Consider the following 22,876-nt stretch of genomic DNA (forward strand, 5'->3'; position numbering starts at 1 on the left):
TTTTTGGCATTCTAGCGCAGATTGAGCGCTGAGGAAATCACAATCGTTACAGAACGATAGCCAAAACACCCGGTAACGCGGCGACAGACAGCACTGTCGAGACCATCACCATGCCCGCAACGGCGTCTGCATCGGCCTCAAACCGCTCGGCCAGCAGGTATGACGTGACAGCCACCGGGGTACACATTTGCAAGACCAAAACACCGAATGCGATCGTTTCAAGCCCGAAGAGGATCGCAACGCCCCATCCGAGGGCAAAGCAGACCGTAAGCTTGAGAAGCGACAGCCAAATGGCCTGGCGAAGACTGCGAGAGGTCAGGCGCGCGATCGCAACTCCGACGGTCACAAGCATCATCGGAACAGCCATTTGCCCCAGCAAATCCAAGGTGTTGGTTAGGAACAGAGGCGTTTCCCAGTCTTGCCACAAGAACAACGCCCCCAGCAGCGTGGCCCAGACCATGGGCTGACGGATGACCTGTCCGAAAGCGCCTTTGCCCGCGACCAGATAGATCCCGTAGGTAAAGGAAAACAGCGCGGTCACGGCCAGAAAGATAACCGCGTATCCCAAACCGGCCTGACCAAATGCAAAGATGCATAGGGGAAGGCCCAAATTGCCGGTGTTTCCGAAGATCAGGGGTGAAAGGTAGGTGCGTTGATCAAGCTTTAGCACCTTTACAATGAACCAGAACACGACAGCGAGAACCAAATTGGCCGCAATGGTGGCTAGAGTGAACCGTGACAGATCACCACCCGGAATTTCGGTCTGCATCAAGGCCACGAAAATCAGACTGGGGACTGCCAGCGTCATCGCGAAACGCGTCACAAATTGTAGGCGGTATTCAAAGCCAAGCTTGACCCAGACAAAGCCGATTGCTGACAAAAGGAACACGGGTGCTGCAATTTCGAACACTGTCAGTAAGAGGTTCACAGACTGTTTCCCTTAATTTCACATCAATGATTGGCTTTTCTGCCCGGAAAGAGGTAGTAACTTCTTTGGGGGCTGAAACAATGCTAAAGACACATGCCAAGTACGGCCTGGGACAAGTTGTGCGACATAAGAAACATCCCTTCCGAGGGGTGATTTTTGACGTGGATCCAGAGTTTTCAAATACCCAGGAATGGTACGAAGCCAACCCAGAAGACAGTCGGCCGATCAAGGATCAGCCGTTCTATCACCTGTTGGCTGAGAATGACCAATCCTTCTATGTAGCTTATGTTTCAGAACAAAATCTGATTGAGGACCGATCGGGTGAGCCGGTTGAGCATCCTGACATCCCCAACATGTTCGGCCCATTTGAAGATGGGTCATACCCGCTGCACTTCCATCTGAACTGAGCGGGGCGACGCGTCTGCGCGTTGATCTATATCCCAACGCGCAACCGTCCTTTCTGGGGTCGCTCGCCCCCTCCAAAACACCGTCTTCACGGATTCGTATGGCCTGTGCGCCACCCAGTGGAGTTTCTGGTGTTTCGACAGTGTGACCCATTTCGCTTAATTGTTGAGCAACCGCTTCGGGGAACCCGCGCTCGAGCTTGAGAATGCCTCCGTCGGCGAAGGCACGGGGGGCGTTGATGGCCTCTTGTAGGTCAAAGCCGAAATCCATCAGGTTTGACACGAACCGCGCATGTCCTGTGGGTTGATACGCCCCACCCATAACGCCGAAGGGCATCACCACGCGGTCGTTCTCGGCCAGCATGCCGGGAATGATTGTGTGCATCGGGCGTTTGCCTCCGCCCAACTCATTTGGGTGCCCGGCTTGTAGGGTGAAGCCTGCGCCTCGGTTTTGCAGCAAGATGCCATATTTCTCGGACGCGATCCCCGAGCCGAAGCTGTGGAAGATCGAATAGATCAACGACACGGCCATCTGATCGCGGTCGACGACGGTAATGTAGACGGTGTCCTTGTGAATCGCTTCGGTCAGCGGGGCGGCGGCGGGCATGGCCCGTTTGGGGTCGACCAAAGCCGCGAGGGATGCGGCGATGTCTTTGTCCAAAAACCGCTCGGCCCGCGCCATTTGGTCGGGATCTGCGATGAAACGGTTGCGTGCGTCATAGGCCAGTTTTGTCGCTTCGGCCTCGATATGCACTCGCTCCGCGCCCAATGGGTCCATGCTGGCAAGGTCAAAATGCTTGAGAATATTGAGCAGCAAGATCGCCGTTGCGCCTTGGCCGTTGGGGGGGTGCTCGACCAGATCAACGCCGTGATAGGTGCCGCGCATCGGTTCGGAGGGGGTGTATTGGGTCGATTGGAAATCCTCGGCGGTGTGGAGGCCCCCCAAGGCGGAAAGGGCGGCGATCATATCCTCCGCGATTTCACCTGAGTAGAAGGCATCCCAGCCATCCTTTGCGACCCTTCGTAGAACCTCGGCCTGTTTTGGCGCGCGGAAGAACTGACCTGTCTTGGGGACTTGCCCATGGATCAGATAGTGATTCCGCGCGGCCCCCTGGAGGGTCGGTTCGCCGTTACGCCAGTCAAAAGAAACGCGTGGAGCAACCGGCACACCCTGTTCTGCATAGTGAATGGCCGGTTGCAGAATTGCATCCAGCCCCAGTCGGCCTTCGGTTTGGCTAAGATGACAGAACGCGTCGACCGCGCCCGGGATCGTAACCGCGTCAGGGCTGGTCAAAGGCACCGAGGTCAAGCCTCGTTCCCGCAGTGCGCTGGCTTGCGCAGCAGCAGGTGCCCGGCCTGAGCCATTCAAAGCGCGAATCTGGGTTTCTCCCGCGCGATTGTAGAGGACAAAGCAATCGCCGCCCAAACCGGTCATCTGCGGCTCGCAAATTCCCAGCAAGACCGCCCCGGCAATGGCTGCATCCATGGCGTTGCCGCCGCGTTCCAGAATGTTGACGGCGACTTTCGCTGCAAGGGGCTGCGAAGTCGCACACATCCCGTTTGTGGCCAGAACTTCGGACCGGCCCGGCTTGTGTAAATCCCGCATCATCATCCCCTTACTTTGAACACCGCGAAACTATCGCGCAGGGAATGATTGTCCAGTTCTTCAATGAGGGGAGGGAGGTTCCTCGGCGCCGTTCACTGGGTGGGGGCTGTGACACTTGGCGCCGAGGGAAGCTATCTGAGCTACGGTGACATGTTTGACAGTCGTTTGGGGCGGCGTAATGGTTCGAAAAAGGCCTTATTGTGGCCATTTCGCGTCAAATCCCTCAGGTCATTCGGGTATTGGGACGTCGAACCGCAGTGACAACAGATTGCAGCCATCGCGACGCTCATACCGAATCTCGCTGGTCAGTTCGTGAATCAGATACCACCCGAAACCCCCTTCTGGCAGGTCCTGCAGGCTGGTCTCAACCGAGGCCGGTGTCCCATCCGGGGGTTTGCAGCCGGGCAGCGGATGCCCCGTATCCGATATCAGAATGTCCAGCTGGTTGTGCTCCAACCGGCAACAGACCTGCACTTTGGCGGGTTCAATACCAGAATAGGCATGCTCGACGACGTTGTTGATGGCCTCCGCCAAGGCAATCTTCACGTCATCCGCTTTTTCAACAGGCAAGCCGTGGCGGGCCAGGCCTGCGCTCAATTTCGCAATGCCAGCGCTGGCTTCCGTTTCTATCGCCGGAAAACTCAGTTGCAGGCAGGTTTGATCATTGGATGGCGTTAAACACATCTACGTTGGCCGCGTTACTCTGCTTGCGCCGACAGCGCGTCGTCGAGGGAATCGAACAACCTAAAAACGGTGTCCATTCGCGTCAGGCGAAACACTTTTTCGACCACGGGTTGCAGCCCGGCCAGATCCAGCCGGCGTTCGCTTCCGATTTGTTTCATCGAGGCGACGATGGCCCCCAATCCGCTTGAATCAATGAATTCCACGCCTGCCAGATCCAGAACGATGCGAGCTGCGTCGGTTTCTGTTTCGCGGCGCATGTCTTCCTTGAACTGGATCGCGATGGCCGCATCTATCCGTTCCGAATGAACGGTGATGATCTGTGCCCCTTCGGTAGTTGTGCTGGTCAGCCCCATGATTGACCGCCCTTTTCAGCTGAAATTGCGTCGTAGAAATACGCTAGACGGCAAATCTTACCATTCGGTATTCAAGTTCCGGCAAGAGGAGGGATTTCTGATGAAAGACGTTGTGATCGCAGGCGCGGCCCGTACACCTATGGGAGGGTTCCAGGGCATGTTTGATGGCGTTCCCGCTGCCGAACTTGGCGGAACCGCGATTCGTACCGCCTTGCAGCAGGCCGGCGCGGAAACCGTCGACGAAGTCCTGATGGGCTGTGTGCTTCCGGCGGGGCAGGGACAGGCCCCAGCGCGTCAGGCGGGATTTGCCGCCGGGTTGGGCGAAGAGGTGCCCGCCACGACCCTCAACAAGATGTGCGGTTCGGGTATGAAGGCCGCCATGATCGCCTATGACCAGATCGCTTTGGGCCACACAGATACCATGATCGCGGGCGGGATGGAGAGTATGACAAACGCGCCCTACTTGCTGCCCAAAATGCGCGGCGGTGCGCGGATCGGGCATGGGCAAGTTGTGGACCACATGTTTCTGGACGGGCTTGAAGATGCCTATGACAAAGGCCGTCTGATGGGAACTTTTGCCGAAGACTGCGCCGAGACCTATCAGTTCACCCGCGAGGCACAGGATGACTACGCGCTGCGATCCCTCTCAAACGCGCTGGCCGCTCAGGACAGTGGCGCGTTTGATGACGAAATCGCCGCGGTCACGCTGCAAACCCGCAAGGGGGCGCTGGTGCTTGACGCGGATGAGCAACCAAAATCCGCCCGACCCGAGAAAATCCCGACGCTGAAACCAGCCTTCCGTCAGGATGGAACGGTGACGGCGGCAAATTCCTCCTCCATTTCTGACGGAGCGGCTGCTCTGGTTCTGGCCTCTGCAGACGCCGCCGAGGCGAAAGGGCTGACCGTCCGCGCGCGCGTTTTAGGCCACGCGAGCCATGCGCAAGCACCGGGCCTGTTCACGACCGCTCCGGTTCCTGCGGCGCAAAAGCTGTTGGATCGTCTGGGCTGGACCAAAGATGATGTGGACCTGTGGGAGGTGAATGAAGCCTTCGCCGTGGTTCCGATGGCTTTCATGCACGAAATGGGCCTGCCGCGCGACAAGGTCAACGTCAATGGTGGAGCCTGCGCCTTGGGTCATCCAATCGGCGCATCTGGTGCCCGGATCATGGTCACCCTTCTGAATGCCCTGGAAAAACGCGACCTGAAACGCGGGATCGCAGCGATCTGTATCGGTGGCGGAGAGGGCACGGCAATCGCCATCGAACGCGTTTGACCCTCTGCGCTTTTGCAAATACTCCGGGGACTGGGGACGTCGCCCCCCAAGACCCGGATCGGAGCAACGCCCACATGACTGTCGACTATGACACCCTCGCCAAAACAATCGCCTCACTGACCGACGGCGAAACCGATCAGGTCTCCCTGATGGCGACCATCGCGTGCGAGGTGCACCATGCCGATGATCGCTTTGACTGGACAGGGTTCTATCGCGTCACCGAACCGGGCCTGCTGAAAATCGGCCCGTATCAAGGCGGTCACGGCTGTCTGGTCATCCCATTCGAGCGCGGCGTGTGCGGCGCAGCCGCGCGCACGGGTGAGGTGCAGCTGGTTCCGGATGTGGATGCCTTTCCGGGTCATATCGCCTGCGCATCTTCCACAAGGTCAGAGCTTGTTTTGCCGGTGCGCGATGCCTCGGGCGCAGTTATTGCCGTGTTTGACATCGACAGCGACCAGCCGCATGCTTTCACGGATGTTGACGCGTCCGAACTAACCAAAATTCTTCAAAACGTTTTCTCCGCCTAGCGGCAACCCTAACTAAATCCTTGTGGTTCTTGGATTTGGTCGCTGACCTACGATTTGTCGTGAAAAAATGCTTTGAAATTTCACGGAACTGAGGCATCGTGAAAAACGTAAAAGGAATTTCACGAGAATCGGAGTCTGGCTTTGAACACGCAAACCCCTCAGCGCGCGACGCTCGGAGCGGACTTGCGGGCCTTGCGCAAGGCAAGGGGTTTGACGCTGACTGAAATTGCCGACCGCTTGAACCGCTCGGTTGGTTGGCTGAGTCAGGTCGAGCGGGACATGTCCGACCCTTCAATCTCGGACCTGCGTCAGATCGCGGAATGTCTGGGTGTTCCCATGTCGATGCTGTTTTCGCATTCTGCCGCTCCGGTTGAGGAGCAAGGCTATGTGGTTCGCGCCGTTTCACGACGTCCTATGGGCTCGGGTGAAGAAGGTCTGATCGAAGAACTGCTGTCGCCAGACCTGACCGATGATTTCGAGATGGTGCATTCCACGTTTGAGCCCCGATCCAAAATGCAAAAACCCGCGGACCGGCCAACGCAGGAGGTCGGATATATGATCTCGGGCCAACTGGACCTGACGATCGGTGCACGGCACTTCACGGTCGGGCCGGGTGACAGTTTCCGCATCAAACACGAACCCTATCAATGGGCAAACCCCTATGATGAGCCCGCCGTGGCCATCTGGGTCATTGCACCACCGGTATACTGATGAGCTTTGAGGCCTGGACCATATTCGCGCTGTTCTGGGTGGTGTTCGTCACCACTCCAGGACCGAATGCGGTCAATTGTATCTCAAACGGTATGAGCTTGCCCTTCTCAAAGGCGATGCTTGGTGTTCTTGCGATCCTGACACAGGCCAGCGCGTTTCTGATCTTGTCGGCGCTGGGTGTAACGGCCCTGATCGCAGCCTCACCTACCGCTTTTTTCATTGCCAAACTGATCGGGGCGGGGTTCCTGATCTGGGTCGGTATTCGCGGATGGATCAACGCGAAACGGCCGGCGCCTGCCACTGAGCGCCCTGCGCGGCATGTCTATCTGCATGCGCTTGCGGTGGCGACAATCAATCCAAAAAGCGTTGCTGGCTATCTGGCGGCCTTTTCGCAATTCGTGCAGCCCGACGTGCCGATCTGGCAGCAGATGGGGGTGATCATGCCGACCGCTCTGATCATCACGACACTCAGCTATACCGGCTTCACCCTATTGGGCGCGCTGATGGGCAAGGCGGCGTTGGGGGCTGTGTTCAATATCTGGGTCCGCCGGATCATGGCGACCTGTTTCATCATCTATGGCGTGTTGCTGGGTGCCAGCTCAGCGCCCGCAGCAAGGGGATAGCTATATGCAGACGGGATCCTGCCTTTGCGGCAAAGTTGCGTTTACGATTGACGGAGACCTCTCGCCGCCCTCCGCCTGCCATTGCGGTCAGTGCCGCAAACAATCGGGTCATGTCTGGTCATCGACATGGACACATCAGGACAACCTGAGCTTCACCGCCAGTGACACGCTGCGTTGGTTCCGCGCCTCAGAGACCGCCCGGCGCGGGTTCTGCAGCGAATGCGGCTCATTCCTGTTCTGGCAGCACAATGAAGAAGACACGATTTCGATCTCGATGGGCGCGCTCAGCGAACCGACGGGCCTGAAACTCTCAAAGCACATCTTTGTCGCGGACAAGGGTGACTACTACGACATCTCAGACGATCTGCCCCAGCGGGCACAGTAACAGAGGATCAAAACACATGAGTGATTTTCCAACCAAGGCCCGTGTGGTCATCATCGGTGGCGGCGTTGTCGGCTGCTCGTCCCTGTATCATCTGGCTAAGAAGGGCTGGACCGACTGCGTTCTGCTGGAAAAGAACGAACTGACTGCGGGGTCTACATGGCACGCAGCGGGTAACGTGCCGACCTTCTCGACTTCGTGGGCGATCATGAACATGCAGCGCTATTCGACCGAGCTGTATTTGCGTCTGGCCGAAGAAGTCGACTATCCGATGAACTACCACGTTTCGGGGTCGATCCGTCTGGCGCACAGCAAAGAGCGGATGCAGGAATTCGAACGCGCGATGTCGATGGGTTTGTATCAGGGCATCCCGATGGAGATGTGGACTCCAGAGCAGGCGAAAGAGCGCTACCCGTTCCTCGAAACCCATGATCTGGAAGGCGTGCTGTATGACCCGACCGATGGCGACATCGATCCGGCGCAGTTGACGCAAGCCTTTGCCAAAGGCGCGCGTGATCTGGGCCAGAAGATCATCCGTTTCTGCCCGGCCACCGATGTAACGCAGCACGATGACGGCACTTGGACCGTTCACACCGAAAAGGGCGATATCGCCTGTGACTATGTGGTCAACGCCGCTGGCTACTATGCGCAGCGCGTTGGTGAGATGTTCAAACCCTATGGCGGCCGCATGGTGCCTGCCATGGTCATGAGCCACCAGTACCTGCTGACCGACGAAGTCCCCGAAGTTGAGGCGTGGTCGAAGGAAAACGGTGGCAAACTGCCTCTGCTGCGCGACGTGGATATCTCATACTACCTGCGTCAGGAAAAGAACGGCTTCAACCTTGGCCCCTACGAGCCCAACTGCAAGGGCGAGTGGATGACCGAAGACGATCCGATGCCCGAGGATTTCAGCTTCCAACTTTGGAACGACGATCTGGACCGGATTGAGGACATCATCACCGACGCGATGGAACGGGTTCCGCTGATGGCAACCTCTGGCGTTGGGCGTGTGATCAACGGCCCGATCCCTTACGCGCCGGACGGTCTGCCGATGATCGGCCCGATGCCCGGTGTGGAAAACGCGTTTGAAGCGCACAGCTTTACCTTCGGTATCGCGCAGGGCGGTGGTGCAGGTAAAGTGCTGGCCGAATGGATCGTCGATGGCCATACCGAGTGGGATATGTGGGCCGTCGATCCGCGCCGCTACACCGACTACACAGATCAGGACTACTGCAACCAGAAGGGCATGGAGGTCTACGGCAACGAATACGCCATGCACTTCCCGCACCACGAATGGCCTGCCGCGCGCGACAAGAAGCTGTCGCCTGTCCATGCCAAGGTCAAAGAACTCGGCGGTGTCATGGGGGCTTATAACGGCTGGGAACGTGCCAACTGGTTTGCCAAGCCGGGCGACGACACCTCGCTTGAGGCCACGCATACATGGGGTCGCTCGGGCCCGTGGGAGAGCCGCATCAAGGAAGAGTGCGAAGCTGTCCGCGACAATTGCGGCGTGCTGGACCTGCCGGGCTTCTCGCGTTTCATGGTCAAAGGTGAAGGAGCGGCAGAAGCTCTGCGTGGCCTGATCACCGGTGGTCTGCCCAAGATTGGCCGCATCAACCTCGTCTACATTTCGGACGACCGTGGCCGTATCCTGACCGAGATGTCCTGTATCCGACTAGGCGAGGATGAGTTCGTGATGATCACAGCCGCCACCGCGCAGTGGCACGACCGCGACATCCTGATGTCTGCCATGCCAGCAAGTGTTTCGGTCGAGGACGTCACCACCACTCGTGACACGCTGATCGTGACCGGCCCGAAATCGCGCGAGATCCTCTCGGGCCTCAGCGATGCGGATCTGTCCACTGGCTGGCTAACGCATCAATCCGCGACGGTTGCGGGCAAACCGGCCTTCCTGATCCGCGTCTCCTTCGCCGGAGAGCTGGGGTGGGAGGTTCACGCCCTCAACGAAGACATGCCAGCCATCTACGAGGCTATCCTCAACGCCGGTGCTACGCCGTTCGGCATGTACGCCCTGAACTCGCTGCGTATCGAGAAAGGCTACCGTGCGTGGAAGGGCGATCTGTCGACCGACTACTCGCTGCTGGAAGGTGGGCTGGCACGCTTCGTTAAACTGGACAAACCGCAGGACTTCCCCGGCAAGGCCGCGATCCTGAACGAAAAGCAACAGGGCGTGAAGAAATCCTTTGTCACGCTGACCGTAGACGCAGGCGATTGCGACGCGCCTTACATGTCCTGCATCTGGCAGGGCGATCAGATCGTAGGCGAGACCACCTCGGGCGCATGGGGCTACCGGGTTGGCAAGTCCATCGCGTTGGGCATGGTCAAGACCGAGGTCGCAAACCCGGGCACGGAGCTTGAGGTTGAGATCTACGGCCAGAAGTATCGCGCCGTTGTTCAGGAAGACCAACCGCTTTGGGATCCCGCCAACGAGCGTCTGCGCGCCTGATCCCTTTGGGGATTGCCAAATTGGCACAAAACTCCAAGCTGGGGCCCATGGCGGGCCCCAGTCTGCCTTTCACCAAAGTCCAAATCGGAAGGCTGAAATGACGATCCCTGCACATATGTCCGGCGTTTACCTCACTCATCACGGCGGGCCGGAGGCTCTGCAGTGGCGCGAGGATATTCCCGTTCCAACGCCCGGTCCCGGGCGGGTTCTAGTCCGCGTCGCAGCTGCCGGGGTCAACAACACCGATATCAATACGCGGGTCGGGTGGTACTCTTCGGACGTTACCGGGGCCACCGATGACGTCGATCAGGATGTCGACGCCGGTGGGTGGGGCGGCGCACTGCAGTTCCCTCGAATACAAGGCGGCGACCTGTGCGGTATTGTCGAAGCAGCCGGTCCGGGTGCGAGATTCCGCCCCGGTCAGCGCGTGACCTGCCCAATCAATCTGCCGCGCCCAAGACCCGGCCATCCGCAGGGATTCATTGCCTTAGGTTCGGAGATCGACGGAGCCTTTGCCCAATACTGTCTGGTCGAGGTAGATGATCTCTACGATGTCTCTGCCTCGCCCCTGTCAGATACCGAGATCGCGGCCATTCCCTGCGCCTTTGGCACGGCCGAGAACCTTTTGACCCGCGCCGGGGTCACCGCTGGCCACAAGGTGCTGATCACAGGCGCTTCGGGCGGTGTCGGTCTGGCCGCCGTGCAACTTGCCCGTCTGCGCGGCGCGTCCGTCTGGGGCATAACCGGTACCGCCAAGGCCGAGGTTGTGAAATCCCAAGGTGCGGTTGAGACCTTTGATCGCGATGCTGCACTGCCTGCAGACATGTTCGACGTCGTGATCGACGTGGTTGGAGGCCCCAAATGGGCGGGCCTCATGCTGGCCCTGAAACCCGGCGGGCACTACGCTGTATCAGGTGCGATTGCAGGCCCGATGGTGCAGGCCGATCTGCGCGACATCTACCTGCGCGATATCACCATTCACGGCTGCACTCACCAACCGCCTGAGGTGTTTGGCAGTCTGGTTGAGCTGATGAATGCCGGTCGGATCAAGCCTTTGATTTCCCGCACCTATCCCCTAAGGGATATTGCCAAGGCACAAGAGGATTTCCAATCCAAAGCGTTGCCGGGGAAATTGGTGCTGATCCCGTAAGGAGTTTATGACATGGCCGAAATTACTCTGTTGGATGGCTCGATCGGGCAGGAGCTGGTCAAGCGCAGCGGCAAGCAACCGACGCCGCTCTGGTCGACGCGGGTGATGATGGATCAGCCGGAATTGGTGCGCGATGTTCATGCGGAATACTTCCGACGCGGGGCCACTGTTGCAACAACCAACACGTATGCCGTCCACCGCTCGCGCCTTGTGCGCGAAGGGATCGAGGATCAGTTGGCGCAATTGATCCACACCGCCGTATCTCAGGCCGATCTGGCGCGCGCGGGAAACGGAGGGCGCATCGCTGGGGCGTTGGGGCCGCTATTGGCCTCCTACAGACCCGATCTCGAGCCTGATCCGGAGGAGGCCGGACGCAAATTCGCTGAACTGGTCGCGCTTATGGGGGATGGTGTGGACCTGATCCTGATCGAAACCGTCTCGTCGGTGATGGAGGCCGAAGGCGCCCTGAGGGGTACTGCTGGCTGCGGGAAACCTGTGTGGCTGGCGCTGTCTCCGATGGACGAAGACGGAACGCGTCTGCGATCTGGTGAGCCTTTGGATCAGATTGCCCCCTTGGTCGAGCGTTACAATCCGCAAGCGGCGCTTATCAACTGCACCCGTCCCGAAGCGGTTCCAGCCGGGCTTGAGATATTGTCAGGGATGGGGCTGCCATACGGCGCCTATGCCAACGGCTTCACCCATATCGCCGAGGGGTTTTTGCAAGACGCCCCCACGGTTGATAGTCTCGCACAGCGCCACGATCTCAGCCCCGAGGCCTATGCCGACCACGCGATGGCCTGGGTCGAGCAAGGCGCAACAATCGTTGGCGGATGCTGCGAGATCGGCCCGGATCATATCGAGGACCTCGCGCGTCGCCTGGAATCAGCCGGTCATCGGATCGTCTGAACCGACAAGGGAACGGTATGTCCGAGACACCATCGCCAGCCCCCACCAAGCGTCAGACCGGTCCAGTGCATTTCGACATTCTGGTGGCGCCGGGCTTTGTGCTGCTGGAACTCGCGTCGCTGGTAGATGTTCTAAGGATTTCCAATCGAGTGTCTGCAACGCCGCCGTTCACCTACACCTACCGATCCCTGCGTGGCGGTCCGGTGGCAAGCAGCAGCGACGCAACGGTTCAGACCGAAACCATCCCGAACCAACCCGATGCCACCTATCTGTTTGTGATTGGCAATTCGGACCCGGATCACCCCGACTTGTCCTTGGGCCGGGTCGTGTCGAACTATACCTATCGCGGTGCACAGGTGTTTTTGCTGGCCGAAGCGGCAAGCCGGTATATCGACGAACAGGGTACAGCCGATCTGGCAACCCATTGGGAAAACGCCTCATTCCTGCGTGAGCGCGGTGCACGGTTCGAGGCGAAACTGTCCATCGCGACCGAGCGCGGCGCAGTCGTCACCTGTGCAGGTATGGGGGCCACCACCGATATTGCACTGGTCGTGATCGGGCGGCATATCTCGGGGCCCACGCAATTGACCGTGGCAGACGTCATGCTGCATGAAAACATCCGCGATTTTTCGTCGATGCAGCCGTTCTCGGGCGCGAAAAACACCGCGACTGGGGACAAGAAACTGGATCAGTGCATCAAGCTGATGCAGGCCAACATCGAGGACCCTTTGCCGATCCAGGACCTTGTGGACAGTCTGAATATCTCGAATCGATCGCTTGAGCGGAAGTTCAAAGCGTTCTTCGGTACCACACCCAACGGGTTCTATCGTGAAATGCGACTGGCCAAGGCGAACAACCTTTTGCTGAACACCACCATGAGCGTGCGCGAAATAGGCTTGGCCTGCGGTTTCCCGAACGGGTTCTCATCAGTTTACCGGAGTTTTTTCGGTGTGACGCCCTTTGTGATGCGCCAACAAAAGAGACAAGCCGCGCAGAGATGATTTTTGCGGATGCGATGACGTTTTTGATGGATTCCGCGCTGATTTTTCATGCCATTCAGGGACAAACCTGAACGAACGGAGTCTTCACTATGGTTGATCTTCCCAGCAAGGCCCGCGTGGTCATCATTGGCGGCGGCGTGATCGGATGCTCGGTTGCCTATCACCTGACCAAGAAGGGCTGGAAAGATGTCGTGTTGTTTGAGCGTAAGCAGCTGACCAGCGGCACCACCTGGCATGCAGCCGGTCTGATCGCGCAGCTGCGCGCGACGGCGAACATGACCAAGCTGGCGAAGTACAGTCAGGAGCTCTACGGCTCGCTCGAGGAAGAAACCGGTGTTGCGACAGGTTTCAAACGCTGCGGTTCGATCACTGTCGCGCTGACCGAAGAGCGTAAGGAAGAGATCTACCGCCAGGCCGCCATGGCCCGCGCCTTTGGCGTCGAGGTCGAAGAGATCTCGAACGAGCGCGTGGCCGAGCTGTATCCGCATCTCAACATCGAAGACGTCAAAGGGGCTGTGTATCTGCCGCTGGACGGGCAGGGTGACCCGGCGAATATCGCGTTGGCTCTGGCCAAAGGTGCGCGCCAGCGCGGTGGCATCGTGAAAGAGCGTGTGAAGGTCACCGATGTCGTCAAACAAGGACGCAAGGTCACCGGCGTCGACTGGGTGGCCGACGATGGCAGCGCCTCGGGCCATATTGAATGCGATATGGTGGTGAATTGCGCCGGGATGTGGGGCCACGAAGTGGGTCGCATGGCGGGCGTGAACGTTCCGCTGCATGCCTGTGAGCATTTCTACATCGTGACCGAGGGCATCGATGGCCTGACTCAGCTGCCGGTTCTGCGCGTTCCGGATGAATGCGCCTACTACAAAGAAGACGCGGGCAAAATCCTGCTGGGTGCGTTTGAACCCAACGCCAAGCCCTGGGGCATGAATGGTATCCTCGACAGCTTTGAGTTCGATCAACTGCCCGAGGATTTCGACCACTTTGAACCAATCCTCGAAGCTGCAGTAAATCGGATGCCGATGCTGGCCGAAGCCGGGATTCACACCTTCTTCAACGGACCTGAATCTTTCACTCCCGATGATGCCTATCACTTGGGTCTTGCGCCCGAGATGGACAATGTCTGGGTTGCGGCAGGCTTCAACTCGATCGGTATCCAGTCGGCCGGTGGCGCGGGCATGGCGTTGGCCGAATGGATGGACAGCGGTGAGAAGCCGTTTGATCTGGGGGATGTCGACATCAGCCGGATGCAGCCGTTCCAAGGCAACAAGCGGTACCTGTTCGAGCGCTCGAAAGAGACGTTGGGTCTGCTCTACGCCGACCACTTCCCCTACCGCCAGAAAGCCACCGCGCGCGGCGTGCGGCGAACTCCGTTCCACCACCACCTGTTGGAACAGGGCGCGGTCATGGGGGAACTAGCCGGTTGGGAACGGGCCAACTGGTTCGCCAATGAAGGTCAGGAACGCGAATACCAATATAGCTGGAAGCGTCAGAACTGGTTCGAAAACTCTGCCGCAGAACACCGCGCCGTGCGCGAGAATGTCGGCATGTATGACATGTCCTCCTTCGGGAAAATCCGCGTCGAAGGCCCCGACGCCGAGGCATTCATGAACTACATCGGCGGCGGCGACTACTCGGTGCCGAATGGCAAGATTGTTTACACCCAGTTCTTGAACCGCACCGGCGGGATCGAGGCTGACGTGACCGTGACCCGCCTGACCGAGACCGCCTATCTGGTCGTCACGCCAGCCGCGACCCGTCTGTCAGATCAAACGTGGATGCAGCGCCATGCAGGCAACTTCAACGTCGTCATCACGAATGTGACCGCCGGCGAAGGCGTTCTGGCCATCATGGGACCGAACGCGCGCGCTTTGCTCGAGAAAGTCTCGCCCAACGATTTCTCAAACGCGACCAACCCATTTGGTACCGCACAAGAGATCGAGCTTGGCATGGGCCTCGCCCGCGCGCACCGCGTCACTTATGTGGGAGAGCTGGGGTGGGAGATCTATGTCTCCTCTGATATGGCAGGTCATGCCTTCGAAACGCTGCACGCAGCCGGGCAGGATATGGGTCTTAAGCTGTGCGGCATGCACATGATGGACAGCTGCCGCATCGAAAAGGGCTTCCGTCACTTTGGGCATGACATCACCTGCGAAGACCACGTGGTTGATGCCGGGCTGGGCTTTGCAGTTAAGGTCGACAAGGGCTGCGACTTCATCGGTCGCGAAGCCGTGATCGCGCGCAAAGAGAGTGGCCCCAAAAACCGCCTCGTGCAGTTCAAACTGACAGAGGCCGAGCCGCTGTTGTTCCACAACGAACCTATCGTGCGCGATGGTGAGTATGTCGGGTACCTGAGTTCGGGCAACTACGGCCACACTCTGGGTGGTGCAATCGGTCTGGGCTATGTGCCGTGTGAAGGCGAAAAAGCTGCGGATGTGCTGGGGTCGAGCTACGAGATCGACGTTTGTGGTGTCAAAGTGAAGGCCGAGGCGTCTTTGAAGCCCATGTATGATCCCAAGTCCGAGCGCGTGAAAGTTTAACCCGCAGAGCAGGGGCTCTGCCCCCGCCGCGGCAAGCCGCGACTCCCCCGGGATATTTAAGGCCAGATGAAGCAAGGGATCCGGTCTTCATCTGGCTAAAACATCCCGGAGCACGAGGCAGAGCCTCGCTTAAAAGCGCGGTTTCGAAGTCGACCCATCACAACTCGTTATGTGCGACTTCACTGTTTTCAGAGTTTTCAACCCTTCAGGAACTGCCGTAAATGGGTCCGATACTTGTCGGAGATTTCCCGTGGCGACTGCCGCCTCACCTTTACAGCATACGGACACCCCAAAAGGGTTTGTTCTGGCGGTTTCTTCATATGTCATGTGGGGTTTCCTGCCTCTCTATATGAAAGCGCTGAGCCATATTGGCCCGGTTGAAGTTGTGGCGCATCGGGTCATCTGGTCGGTGCCGGTGGCGGGGCTTCTGCTGGTCATTCTGGGGCGGACCAGAGACCTAAGGGCGTCGTTGGGCAATCCCAAGATGTTGGGCATGGCGGCTTTAACTGCGGCGCTGATCTCGGTGAACTGGGCGATTTACGTCTGGGCGATCTCAACCGGGCATGCGTTGGATGCGGCGCTAGGGTATTACATCAACCCATTGTTCAGTATCGTCTTGGGCGCTGTGCTGCTGCGAGAACCTCTGACGCGCATGCAGCTGTTCGCCGTCGGTCTGGCAGCTTTGGGTGTGCTGGTTCTGGTGTTCGAGGCTGGGCGTCTTCCCTGGGCGGCGCTGGGTTTGATGGTGAGTTGGGGGTTCTATGCCTTCTTTAAAAGGTCTCTGCCGATTGGCCCCAATCAGGGTTTTCTGCTTGAGGTTCTGATCCTTTTGATCCCGGCGATCGTTTATGTGACGTGGCTTGGGGTTCAGGGAACCGGGCATTTCGGAATGTTGGCCTCGGATACTGTGTTGCTGTCTTGTGCCGGTGTCGTGACGGCGGTGCCTTTGCTGGTCTATGCCAACGGGGCCAAACTCGTCAGGCTGTCAACGATGGGCATCCTGCAATACATCGCGCCAACCATGATCTTCATCACCGCAGTCGCCGTGTTCGGAGAACAGATCGACCGGGCCCGTATGATTGCCTTTCCTCTGATCTGGGCAGCGCTTGTGGTGTATTCGATCCCGATGATCCGGCAGGCGCGGGCTCAGGCCTGAAGCAGAAGACGCGCGGCGCTTTCGGCCCAAATAGCGTAGGTTTTGGGGCTGGGGTGGTATCCATCCGGCGCGGCCAGAGCGGGATCATCCGGTAAATCCAGCGACAAGTGTCGGAGTTGCGGATGGGCGGCAACGACCTGTTGCAGACCACGATCCAGGCGCGCGGATTGTCGACCCAAAACCCAAGCCAAGGGATGGGGCAGGGACGGAAAGCGGTTCATCTGCGGTACAGCCGTTACCACAACGCGTCGTGCGCCGAGGTGTTGGGTCAGCATCCTGGCCAACTGATTCTGCCGTTCGACGAAACGTTTGTAGGTCACGCCTCGGGTCACGTCGTTCACGCCGAGCGCGGTGACGACCGCATCGAATGTGCCGTCAATCGCTTGCAACCTCTCAAGCGTGTCTCGGGTCGTGTGTCCGGTTGTTGCCTCCAGCCGCCATTCGACCGAGTGATGCCGCGCCAAGTGTTTGACCAAATGGCCTGAAAGCGCCTGATCCTGTGTTCCTGCGCCTACGCCGGCGGCAGAACTGTCGCCCGCAATCAACAGTCGCAGGCGAGGCCCACGGCCCGTTCGCCCTTCGCGCGGCCCGATTGGTTCCGGCAGCAACTGGGCTTTGCGGCGCACAGCCAGGCCCTGAGCCGCCAGAACCGGCAGAAGGGGCACACGCAGAATCTGATCGGCGGCAAGCGGATTTGACATGATCAGCTCAGGGCGGATTTGAATTCCAGAAACCGCGGGTCGGTCATCACACGGGCCATCATCGCCTCACGCAGGGCGCCGATGGTCTTATGAGGGCGCATGACGACCTCGAATTGCTGGATCAAACCGTCGTCATTCAGCGTGATCAGGTCCACTCCGACCGCATCCAGATCTCTGACCTTGCATTGAAACTCGAGCGCCCAGTCATTACCACTGCCCATGATCCGTCTGTAGCGAAAGTCGGAAAATACCTTGCCCACATGGCCCAACACGGCGGCAACCGGCGCGCGGCCGGTCCATGTGCTGTAGTAAGTGGGCGGCATGAAACGGACGTCCTCGGCCAAAAGCTCGTGAATGAGGGCTTCGTCCCCTTTGGCGACAACCTCTTGCATGCGTTCGATTGTTGGATGCATGTCCTCTCCCCTTTTTGCCTCAACGGTTCACGATACGCGCGCCGCACGCAAGGACGACGTTGCGGGAAGTGGCGCTGTGGGATAGGCACGCGAGCATGAGCGAGACCTACGATCCCCCCCAGACGCCGCTGGATGTGCTGCATGAAGATGCGCAACTCATTGTGGTGAACAAGCCCTCGGGCTTGTTGTCGGTTCCGGGGCGCGGTGCGCATTTGGCGGATTGCCTGCTGACCCGCGTGCAAGAGGTGTTTCCTCAGGCTCTGCTGGTGCATCGGTTGGACCGGGATACCTCGGGCGTGATGGTGTTTGCGCAGACACCCCACGCGCAACGCAATCTGAGCATGCAGTTCGAGCAGCGCCAAACCCGCAAAACCTACATTGCCCGTGTTTGGGGGCGGCTGGAAGCCAAGACGGGCACGGTTGATCTGCCGCTGATCGTCGACTGGCCGAACCGACCGCGCCAGATGGTGTGCCATTACACGGGCAAACAGGCCGTCACGGATTGGCGTGTCGTCAAATACGAAGGTGATACGACGCGCGTGCGGCTGTTTCCGAAAACCGGTCGCTCGCATCAGTTGCGCGTTCACATGCTGACCTTGGGCCACCCGATTCTGGGTGACCCGTTTTACGCCGAAGGCGCCGCGCGCGATTTCCCACGCCTCATGCTGCATTCCGAGGAATTGCGCCTGAAAAGCCCCGAAGGGGGCGTTGCGATGAAGTTTCGCGCCAAGGCGGATTTCCAGGTTTAGGCCACGTTGGTCCACAACAATTTCAGGTTCCCGAGGGAAAACTTACGGGATCTTTTGCGGCGAGCGGGTTGTGCGCGGTGTCGATCTGCGGCTAGTTCACGCTCGATCTCATAGGCGCGAAGGGTGTGATCCTGCGACCAGCGTTCAAGTTTCAGATGCATCAGAACATGGTTGTCCAGATTGGGCATATCGGGCCTCCGATTTTTTGAAATCTGACCCAATCTCGCGCACCACTCCTGACACCCCCTTGTCAGGGGGATGTGCTAGGCTGTCAGCAGTTTGACAGGAGACCCCGACATGAGCCGCTCGACCCGGTTGTTCGAAATCATCCAGATGTTCAGGGCCGCAGATGCGCCCGTGACGGCCGATCAACTGGCCGAAAAGCTCGAGGTGTCCACGCGCACGGTCTACCGCGATATTGCCGAGCTACAGGCGCAGCGCACACCGATCGAGGGCGAGGCAGGCGTGGGCTATCTGATGCGGCGCGGCTATGATCTGCCGCCACTGAATTTCGACGCCGAAGAGGTTGAGGCGCTGTGGGTCGGGCTGTCGATGCTGGCGCGTACCGGAGACAGCCATCTGCAACGGGCGGCGCGGCGCATCTGTGACAAGATCGACGCGCTCCATTGTCCTGCCGATTGGCTCCAGGTCTCAACCTGGGGCGCACCGGTTGATGATCCCGCGAAAGGATGCATCCCTGTGGCCAGTTACCGCGAAGCCATACGGGCCGAGCAGAAACTGCGCATCACCTATGTAAACGGTGCGGGCGAACGCTCTGAGCGAGTCATTCGGCCTGTGGCTCTGATCTACCACATCGAATGCACGATGCTGGCCGGGTGGTGCGAGCTGCGGGGCGGGTTCCGGCACTTTCGGACGGACCGTATCTGGGCCTGTGAAGACACGGGCCAAAGTTTCCGTGGCCAAGGCAGTTCGCTCCGGGATTTGTGGAACGAGCAGGAGGGCAAAGATCCGGCCGCGCAGACCGTCTGAACAAGTATGGGCGGGGATTCGCCGACTTCACCGCTTTGTTGCTTGAGCCCGCGCAACGCTGCCGTGATATACTGATCTGCAACAAGGCAAACCCGATCAACGGGTGCCCGAGCAGAAGGTGATACTATGACGATTTCCAAGTTTTTTCTGGCAACCGGGCTATGCTCGGCCATGGCTTTGGCGGCCTGTACCGATCCGGGCACGTTGAACCTGCCCTCAGATCCGAATCAGAATGCCAAGCAGGGCGCGGTTTTGGGAGGTTTGGTTGGTGCTGGTGTCGGCGCAATCGCGAATAATTCGAACCCTCTTTTGGGCGCGGTGGCAGGCGGTGCGATCGGCGCGGCTGGCGGAGGCCTGATCGGCAACCAACTTGATAAACAGGCCGCAGAATTGCGTCAGCAGCTGGCCAATGATGGGATCACCATTGTCAACGCGGGCGACCGGTTGATTGTGACCGTTCCCAATGACATCACCTTCGACACTGACAGTGCGACGGTCCGCCCGGCATTGCGCGCCGATCTGGTGCGAGTTGGTCAGAACCTCGTGAACTATCCGAACTCGAACGTGCAGATCATCGGTCACACCGACAGTGATGGCGAGGCCTCCTACAACCAAGGCCTGTCCGAGCGTCGCGCCAATGCGGTTGCTGACGTCCTTCAGGCGAACGGTGTGAACTACAGCCGGATCGTCACCATCGGACGTGGTGAAAACAACCCGGTTGCCTCGAACCTGACGCCGGAAGGCAAATCACAGAACCGGCGGGTCGAGATCGTCATCGTACCCAGCGCAAACTCGTAATTCTATGTGCATTGCGGGCGGCCTTAGGGCTGCCCTTTTGCGCGCACGATCTGTGCAAGAAATGGGGTTTGGATCGGGCGCGTCTCGGTCTACCTATTGGGAAACACTGAAACGGAGTTTCCCGCAATGTCCCAACCGACCCTTCTTGGCCTGTCCGGTTCCCTGCGTCAGTCAGCAACAAACCGTAAGCTTCTGCGCGAGGCGGCACGCCTATTTGATCCTGCCAGCTTTGTCGAAGCGGATCTGAACCTGCCCCTCTATGATGGGGATCTGGAAGAGGGTGAGGGCATCCCAGCCGCCGTGCAAACGCTGGCTGACCAGATCGCGCAAGCGGATGCGGTGATTATATCCACACCGGAATACAACAAGGGGCCGTCGGGCGTGCTGAAGAATGCTCTGGACTGGGTCAGCCGCACGTCGGGCAAACCTTGGGCCGACAAGCCGGTTGCGGTGATGTCCGCTGCGGCGGGTCGGGCCGGAGGGGAGCGCGCCCAGATGGTCCTTCGCGCCTATTTGGTGCCGTTCCAACCGCGCATTCTGCAAGGCCCCGAGGTCCATCTGGCCGACAGCTCAAACGCGTTTGACGACGGGGGACGGCTGACAAGTGAGCGCTACGAAAAGACCATACATGCGTTGATGCAAAAACTGCGGGCTGAGGTCGGGCGTCTTTAGGCGGTTACGGTATGCATGAAGATCGGCAAAGCGATGTGATGGACCCGGCCCGGGCGGCGACCTTGCAAGTTGCGCTGGGTTTGGAGCCTACGATCTCTGGCGGTTCAGCGTTGCCACCGTTCTTTCATCAGCTTTACTTCTGGTCCCCGCGTGCACCATCTGATCTGGGGCGCGACGGGCACCCTCGGGTCGGGCTTGATCTGATCCCGGACATGGGCCTGCCGCGCCGGATGTGGGCCGGGGGGCGGTTGGACTTCCATACCCCACTGCGCGCAGGTGTGGAGGCCGAGCGGTACTCGGCTCTGGAGAAACAGAGCCGCAAAACCGGGCGCACTGGGCCATTGGGGTTTGTCACGCTCAAGCATGAGATCTGGCAGGATGGGGCGCTCTGCGTCACTGAATGGCAGGATCTGGTCTATCGCGAAGATCCCGCTCTGGACGAGGTGAAGCCAACGCCGCCCATGGCGCGACGTGACGAAACGGAGCGCCGCGAGGTGCGCTTCGACAGCGCCCTGTTGTTCCGATATTCCGCACTTACCTTCAACGGCCACCGGATCCACTACGATCTGGACTATGCGCGTGATGTCGAAGGGTATGGCGGGCTGGTCGTACACGGGCCGCTATTGGCGCAGTTGTTGATGCTGTTTGCGGAGGAGGTGATCGGCCCGCTGACGTACTTTTCCTTCAGGGCAACCGCGCCGCTTTTGCATTTCGAGACGGCCACACTCTGCCGTAAAGGACAAGACCTGTGGGTTCGAGGCCCCGATGGGCGACAGTGCATGCAGGCAGAAGCGCGGTCAGAGTGATGCTTCGGGCCGGAAGTCCGCAGGGATTTCATCTCGACCGTCCAGCATCAGGTCCGCCATCACCTCGGCCACTTTCGGAGCCATGCCAAAGCCGATCTTGAAACCACCATTGGCAATAAACTGACCGTCGTGCAGCGGGTGTGTACCCAGCATCGGAGCGCGGCTTTTGCTGCGAGGGCGGACACCGGCCCATCGCTCGATCACCTCGGCACCGTGCAGCACGGGAACCGCGCGAGTGGCGCGGTCGATCACGTCCTCAAGCGCGTCGTCGGTGCTGGTTGGATCATCATAATCCCGCTCCGAGGTCGAGCCGATCGCAAGCGTGCCGTCTGCATGCGGCACGATATGGATCGCATCTGCAAAAAGCTGCGGCACCGCGCCCGCATCAAAGCGCAGCAATGCCGCCTGTCCCTTGACGCCATTGCCGATAGTTTTTCCGAAACTTTGGCTGAGCTCCTGCAACCCGGCGACACCTGTCGCGTGCAGTACATGGCCCTTGTCCGGGGCCTCGGCGACCACCTCAACCCCCATGACCGAGAGCGCCGCAACCAGCGCGGCACAGGCCCTGCGCGGGTGCATCCGCGCGGTCAGGGTGTCTTGGATGACATAGCCGGTCGGGCTGGGCGGGCACCACTGGCCTGTCTCCGACGTGGGCAGCACCTGCCACTCGGCCAGGCCTTGCCAGAGCTCTTGCGCGGTGGCATGCCGTTGGTGTGCCAGCTGCAGGCTGCGCTCATCCATGATGGGTTGAAGACGCCCCAGACGCCCATAGCCGGCTGAGACCCCTCCGGTCGCTTCGACCTGCGCCCAAAAGGATTCGGCCATGATCAGGCTGTCGAACTGAAAGGCCTTCTTGGCATTCCAATTCTCGGGGACATGCGGAGCCAGGGCGCCGACCAACCCTCCGCTGGAGCCCGCGCCGGGGCCAAAGGGATCGACAACCTGCACCTTCGCGCCGCGTCGGGCGCAGATCCAAGCGATGGAGAGGCCAAAAATGCCAGCGCCGCGTACCGTCACATCGACCATTGCCAAA

Annotated in this window: 24 protein-coding genes and 1 pseudogene; 17 read left to right on the forward strand and 8 right to left on the reverse strand. The window is 59.4% G+C overall.

The window, feature by feature from the left end; genetic code table 11:
• Positions 1–46: 46 nt before the first annotated feature.
• Positions 47–928: an AEC family transporter gene (locus ACOERD_RS20785; protein WP_419740303.1), complete on the reverse strand. Its 882-nt coding sequence runs from the start codon at positions 926–928 to the stop codon at positions 47–49.
• Positions 929–1,008: 80 nt separating this feature from the next.
• Between ACOERD_RS20785 and hspQ the strand changes: the two genes are divergently transcribed.
• Positions 1,009–1,335, forward strand: a complete 327-nt coding sequence (gene hspQ / locus ACOERD_RS20790) for a heat shock protein HspQ (RefSeq protein ID WP_419740304.1) — start codon at positions 1,009–1,011, stop codon at positions 1,333–1,335.
• A 28-nt stretch (positions 1,336–1,363) separates the two neighbouring features.
• On the opposite strand, the pseudogene ACOERD_RS20795 reads toward hspQ, so the two are convergent.
• The 3 genes and pseudogenes from ACOERD_RS20795 to ACOERD_RS20805 all read right to left on the reverse strand — a co-directional run.
• A pseudogene (locus tag ACOERD_RS20795) lies at positions 1,364–2,938 on the reverse strand (gamma-glutamyltransferase family protein); the annotation flags it as partial.
• Positions 2,939–3,166: 228 nt separating this feature from the next.
• The gene (locus ACOERD_RS20800; RefSeq protein ID WP_419740305.1) at positions 3,167–3,535 is read right to left on the reverse strand and encodes an ATP-binding protein; all 369 of its coding nucleotides are present in this window, start codon (positions 3,533–3,535) and stop codon (positions 3,167–3,169) included.
• A gap of 101 nt (positions 3,536–3,636) precedes the next feature.
• The gene (locus ACOERD_RS20805; protein WP_419740306.1) at positions 3,637–3,975 is read right to left on the reverse strand and encodes an STAS domain-containing protein; all 339 of its coding nucleotides are present in this window, start codon (positions 3,973–3,975) and stop codon (positions 3,637–3,639) included.
• 100 nt (positions 3,976–4,075) lie between these two features.
• Here ACOERD_RS20805 and ACOERD_RS20810 point away from each other — a divergent pair, with 100 nt between their 5' ends.
• The 11 genes from ACOERD_RS20810 (at position 4,076) to rarD (ending at position 16,714) form a co-directional block, all read left to right on the forward strand.
• Positions 4,076–5,248 (forward strand): thiolase family protein, encoded by a 1,173-nt coding sequence (locus ACOERD_RS20810; protein WP_419740307.1) that lies wholly within the window; start codon positions 4,076–4,078, stop codon positions 5,246–5,248.
• Between the two features lie 74 nt (positions 5,249–5,322).
• On the forward strand, positions 5,323–5,775 hold the full coding sequence (locus ACOERD_RS20815; protein WP_419740308.1) for a GAF domain-containing protein: 453 nt from the start codon (positions 5,323–5,325) through the stop codon (positions 5,773–5,775).
• A 141-nt stretch (positions 5,776–5,916) separates the two neighbouring features.
• The gene (locus ACOERD_RS20820) at positions 5,917–6,486 is read left to right on the forward strand and encodes a helix-turn-helix domain-containing protein (RefSeq protein ID WP_170375545.1); all 570 of its coding nucleotides are present in this window, start codon (positions 5,917–5,919) and stop codon (positions 6,484–6,486) included.
• Positions 6,486–7,109 (forward strand): LysE family translocator, encoded by a 624-nt coding sequence (locus ACOERD_RS20825; RefSeq protein ID WP_419740309.1) that lies wholly within the window; start codon positions 6,486–6,488, stop codon positions 7,107–7,109. The genes ACOERD_RS20820 and ACOERD_RS20825 overlap by 1 nt, the downstream gene beginning before the upstream one ends.
• Before the next feature lie 4 nt (positions 7,110–7,113).
• Positions 7,114–7,494, forward strand: coding sequence for a GFA family protein (locus tag ACOERD_RS20830; protein WP_170375541.1), 381 nt, complete (start codon positions 7,114–7,116; stop codon positions 7,492–7,494).
• A 16-nt stretch (positions 7,495–7,510) separates the two neighbouring features.
• Complete coding sequence (locus tag ACOERD_RS20835; protein WP_419740310.1) at positions 7,511–9,958, forward strand: GcvT family protein; 2,448 nt, start codon at positions 7,511–7,513, stop codon at positions 9,956–9,958.
• Positions 9,959–10,055: 97 nt separating this feature from the next.
• Positions 10,056–11,108 carry an alcohol dehydrogenase family protein gene (locus ACOERD_RS20840; protein ID WP_419740311.1) on the forward strand — a complete coding sequence of 351 codons (1,053 nt, stop codon included), beginning with the start codon at positions 10,056–10,058 and terminating at the stop codon, positions 11,106–11,108.
• A 12-nt stretch (positions 11,109–11,120) separates the two neighbouring features.
• On the forward strand, positions 11,121–12,014 hold the full coding sequence (locus tag ACOERD_RS20845; protein WP_419740312.1) for a homocysteine S-methyltransferase family protein: 894 nt from the start codon (positions 11,121–11,123) through the stop codon (positions 12,012–12,014).
• 17 nt (positions 12,015–12,031) lie between these two features.
• On the forward strand, positions 12,032–13,015 hold the full coding sequence (locus ACOERD_RS20850) for a helix-turn-helix domain-containing protein (RefSeq protein WP_170719704.1): 984 nt from the start codon (positions 12,032–12,034) through the stop codon (positions 13,013–13,015).
• A gap of 89 nt (positions 13,016–13,104) precedes the next feature.
• On the forward strand, positions 13,105–15,558 hold the full coding sequence (locus tag ACOERD_RS20855; RefSeq protein ID WP_419740313.1) for a GcvT family protein: 2,454 nt from the start codon (positions 13,105–13,107) through the stop codon (positions 15,556–15,558).
• Positions 15,559–15,727: 169 nt separating this feature from the next.
• On the forward strand, positions 15,728–16,714 hold the full coding sequence (gene rarD, locus ACOERD_RS20860) for an EamA family transporter RarD (RefSeq protein ID WP_419740314.1): 987 nt from the start codon (positions 15,728–15,730) through the stop codon (positions 16,712–16,714).
• Here the strand turns inward: rarD and ACOERD_RS20865 are convergent.
• Both ACOERD_RS20865 and ACOERD_RS20870 read right to left on the reverse strand, forming a co-directional pair.
• The gene (locus ACOERD_RS20865; RefSeq protein WP_419740315.1) at positions 16,705–17,415 is read right to left on the reverse strand and encodes an SGNH/GDSL hydrolase family protein; all 711 of its coding nucleotides are present in this window, start codon (positions 17,413–17,415) and stop codon (positions 16,705–16,707) included. The two genes, rarD and ACOERD_RS20865, sit on opposite strands and share 10 nt — an antisense overlap.
• A 2-nt stretch (positions 17,416–17,417) precedes the next feature.
• Entirely contained in the window at positions 17,418–17,828 is a 411-nt protein-coding gene (locus tag ACOERD_RS20870; RefSeq protein WP_419740316.1) for a nuclear transport factor 2 family protein, read from the reverse strand.
• A 95-nt stretch (positions 17,829–17,923) separates the two neighbouring features.
• Here ACOERD_RS20870 and ACOERD_RS20875 point away from each other — a divergent pair, with 95 nt between their 5' ends.
• Positions 17,924–18,577: an RluA family pseudouridine synthase gene (locus ACOERD_RS20875; RefSeq protein WP_419740317.1), complete on the forward strand. Its 654-nt coding sequence runs from the start codon at positions 17,924–17,926 to the stop codon at positions 18,575–18,577.
• On the opposite strand, the gene ACOERD_RS20880 is transcribed toward ACOERD_RS20875, so the two are convergent.
• The gene (locus ACOERD_RS20880) at positions 18,574–18,765 is read right to left on the reverse strand and encodes a hypothetical protein (RefSeq protein ID WP_419740318.1); all 192 of its coding nucleotides are present in this window, start codon (positions 18,763–18,765) and stop codon (positions 18,574–18,576) included. The two genes, ACOERD_RS20875 and ACOERD_RS20880, sit on opposite strands and share 4 nt — an antisense overlap.
• A 109-nt stretch (positions 18,766–18,874) precedes the next feature.
• Between ACOERD_RS20880 and ACOERD_RS20885 the strand changes: the two genes are divergently transcribed.
• From ACOERD_RS20885 to ACOERD_RS20900, 4 genes are all read left to right on the forward strand, one after another.
• Positions 18,875–19,567, forward strand: a complete 693-nt coding sequence (locus tag ACOERD_RS20885) for a helix-turn-helix transcriptional regulator (protein ID WP_419740319.1) — start codon at positions 18,875–18,877, stop codon at positions 19,565–19,567.
• Between the two features lie 126 nt (positions 19,568–19,693).
• A complete protein-coding gene (locus ACOERD_RS20890; RefSeq protein ID WP_170661536.1) occupies positions 19,694–20,365 on the forward strand; it encodes an OmpA family protein in 672 nt (223 codons plus the stop codon).
• A gap of 126 nt (positions 20,366–20,491) precedes the next feature.
• Positions 20,492–21,037: an NAD(P)H-dependent oxidoreductase gene (locus ACOERD_RS20895; protein ID WP_170552461.1), complete on the forward strand. Its 546-nt coding sequence runs from the start codon at positions 20,492–20,494 to the stop codon at positions 21,035–21,037.
• 11 nt (positions 21,038–21,048) lie between these two features.
• Positions 21,049–21,843 (forward strand): FAS1-like dehydratase domain-containing protein, encoded by a 795-nt coding sequence (locus tag ACOERD_RS20900; RefSeq protein ID WP_419740320.1) that lies wholly within the window; start codon positions 21,049–21,051, stop codon positions 21,841–21,843.
• Here the strand turns inward: ACOERD_RS20900 and ACOERD_RS20905 are convergent.
• Positions 21,835–22,869 carry an NAD(P)/FAD-dependent oxidoreductase gene (locus tag ACOERD_RS20905; RefSeq protein WP_419740560.1) on the reverse strand — a complete coding sequence of 345 codons (1,035 nt, stop codon included), beginning with the start codon at positions 22,867–22,869 and terminating at the stop codon, positions 21,835–21,837. The two genes, ACOERD_RS20900 and ACOERD_RS20905, sit on opposite strands and share 9 nt — an antisense overlap.
• Between the last annotated feature and the right edge of the window lie 7 nt (positions 22,870–22,876).

This window comes from Ruegeria sp. (genome assembly GCF_965199275.1).
In the GTDB taxonomy this organism is placed as follows: Bacteria; Pseudomonadota; Alphaproteobacteria; order Rhodobacterales; family Rhodobacteraceae; genus Ruegeria.

Excerpts from the sequence above, each read along its gene's own strand:
- hspQ (WP_419740304.1), top strand. The coding sequence starts at position 1,009 with ATGCTAAAGACACATGCCAAGTACGGCCTGGGACAAGTTGTGCGACAT.
- ACOERD_RS20805 (WP_419740306.1), bottom strand. The coding sequence starts at position 3,975 with ATGGGGCTGACCAGCACAACTACCGAAGGGGCACAGATCATCACCGTT.
- ACOERD_RS20810 (WP_419740307.1), top strand. The coding sequence starts at position 4,076 with ATGAAAGACGTTGTGATCGCAGGCGCGGCCCGTACACCTATGGGAGGG.
- ACOERD_RS20815 (WP_419740308.1), top strand. The coding sequence starts at position 5,323 with ATGACTGTCGACTATGACACCCTCGCCAAAACAATCGCCTCACTGACC.
- ACOERD_RS20825 (WP_419740309.1), top strand. The coding sequence starts at position 6,486 with ATGAGCTTTGAGGCCTGGACCATATTCGCGCTGTTCTGGGTGGTGTTC.
- ACOERD_RS20830 (WP_170375541.1), top strand. The coding sequence starts at position 7,114 with ATGCAGACGGGATCCTGCCTTTGCGGCAAAGTTGCGTTTACGATTGAC.
- ACOERD_RS20835 (WP_419740310.1), top strand. The coding sequence starts at position 7,511 with ATGAGTGATTTTCCAACCAAGGCCCGTGTGGTCATCATCGGTGGCGGC.
- ACOERD_RS20840 (WP_419740311.1), top strand. The coding sequence starts at position 10,056 with ATGACGATCCCTGCACATATGTCCGGCGTTTACCTCACTCATCACGGC.
- ACOERD_RS20845 (WP_419740312.1), top strand. The coding sequence starts at position 11,121 with ATGGCCGAAATTACTCTGTTGGATGGCTCGATCGGGCAGGAGCTGGTC.
- ACOERD_RS20850 (WP_170719704.1), top strand. The coding sequence starts at position 12,032 with ATGTCCGAGACACCATCGCCAGCCCCCACCAAGCGTCAGACCGGTCCA.
- ACOERD_RS20855 (WP_419740313.1), top strand. The coding sequence starts at position 13,105 with ATGGTTGATCTTCCCAGCAAGGCCCGCGTGGTCATCATTGGCGGCGGC.
- rarD (WP_419740314.1), top strand. The coding sequence starts at position 15,728 with ATGTGCGACTTCACTGTTTTCAGAGTTTTCAACCCTTCAGGAACTGCC.
- ACOERD_RS20865 (WP_419740315.1), bottom strand. The coding sequence starts at position 17,415 with ATGTCAAATCCGCTTGCCGCCGATCAGATTCTGCGTGTGCCCCTTCTG.
- ACOERD_RS20870 (WP_419740316.1), bottom strand. The coding sequence starts at position 17,828 with ATGCATCCAACAATCGAACGCATGCAAGAGGTTGTCGCCAAAGGGGAC.
- ACOERD_RS20875 (WP_419740317.1), top strand. The coding sequence starts at position 17,924 with ATGAGCGAGACCTACGATCCCCCCCAGACGCCGCTGGATGTGCTGCAT.
- ACOERD_RS20880 (WP_419740318.1), bottom strand. The coding sequence starts at position 18,765 with ATGCCCAATCTGGACAACCATGTTCTGATGCATCTGAAACTTGAACGC.
- ACOERD_RS20885 (WP_419740319.1), top strand. The coding sequence starts at position 18,875 with ATGAGCCGCTCGACCCGGTTGTTCGAAATCATCCAGATGTTCAGGGCC.
- ACOERD_RS20890 (WP_170661536.1), top strand. The coding sequence starts at position 19,694 with ATGACGATTTCCAAGTTTTTTCTGGCAACCGGGCTATGCTCGGCCATG.
- ACOERD_RS20895 (WP_170552461.1), top strand. The coding sequence starts at position 20,492 with ATGTCCCAACCGACCCTTCTTGGCCTGTCCGGTTCCCTGCGTCAGTCA.
- ACOERD_RS20900 (WP_419740320.1), top strand. The coding sequence starts at position 21,049 with ATGCATGAAGATCGGCAAAGCGATGTGATGGACCCGGCCCGGGCGGCG.
- ACOERD_RS20905 (WP_419740560.1), bottom strand. The coding sequence starts at position 22,869 with ATGGTCGATGTGACGGTACGCGGCGCTGGCATTTTTGGCCTCTCCATC.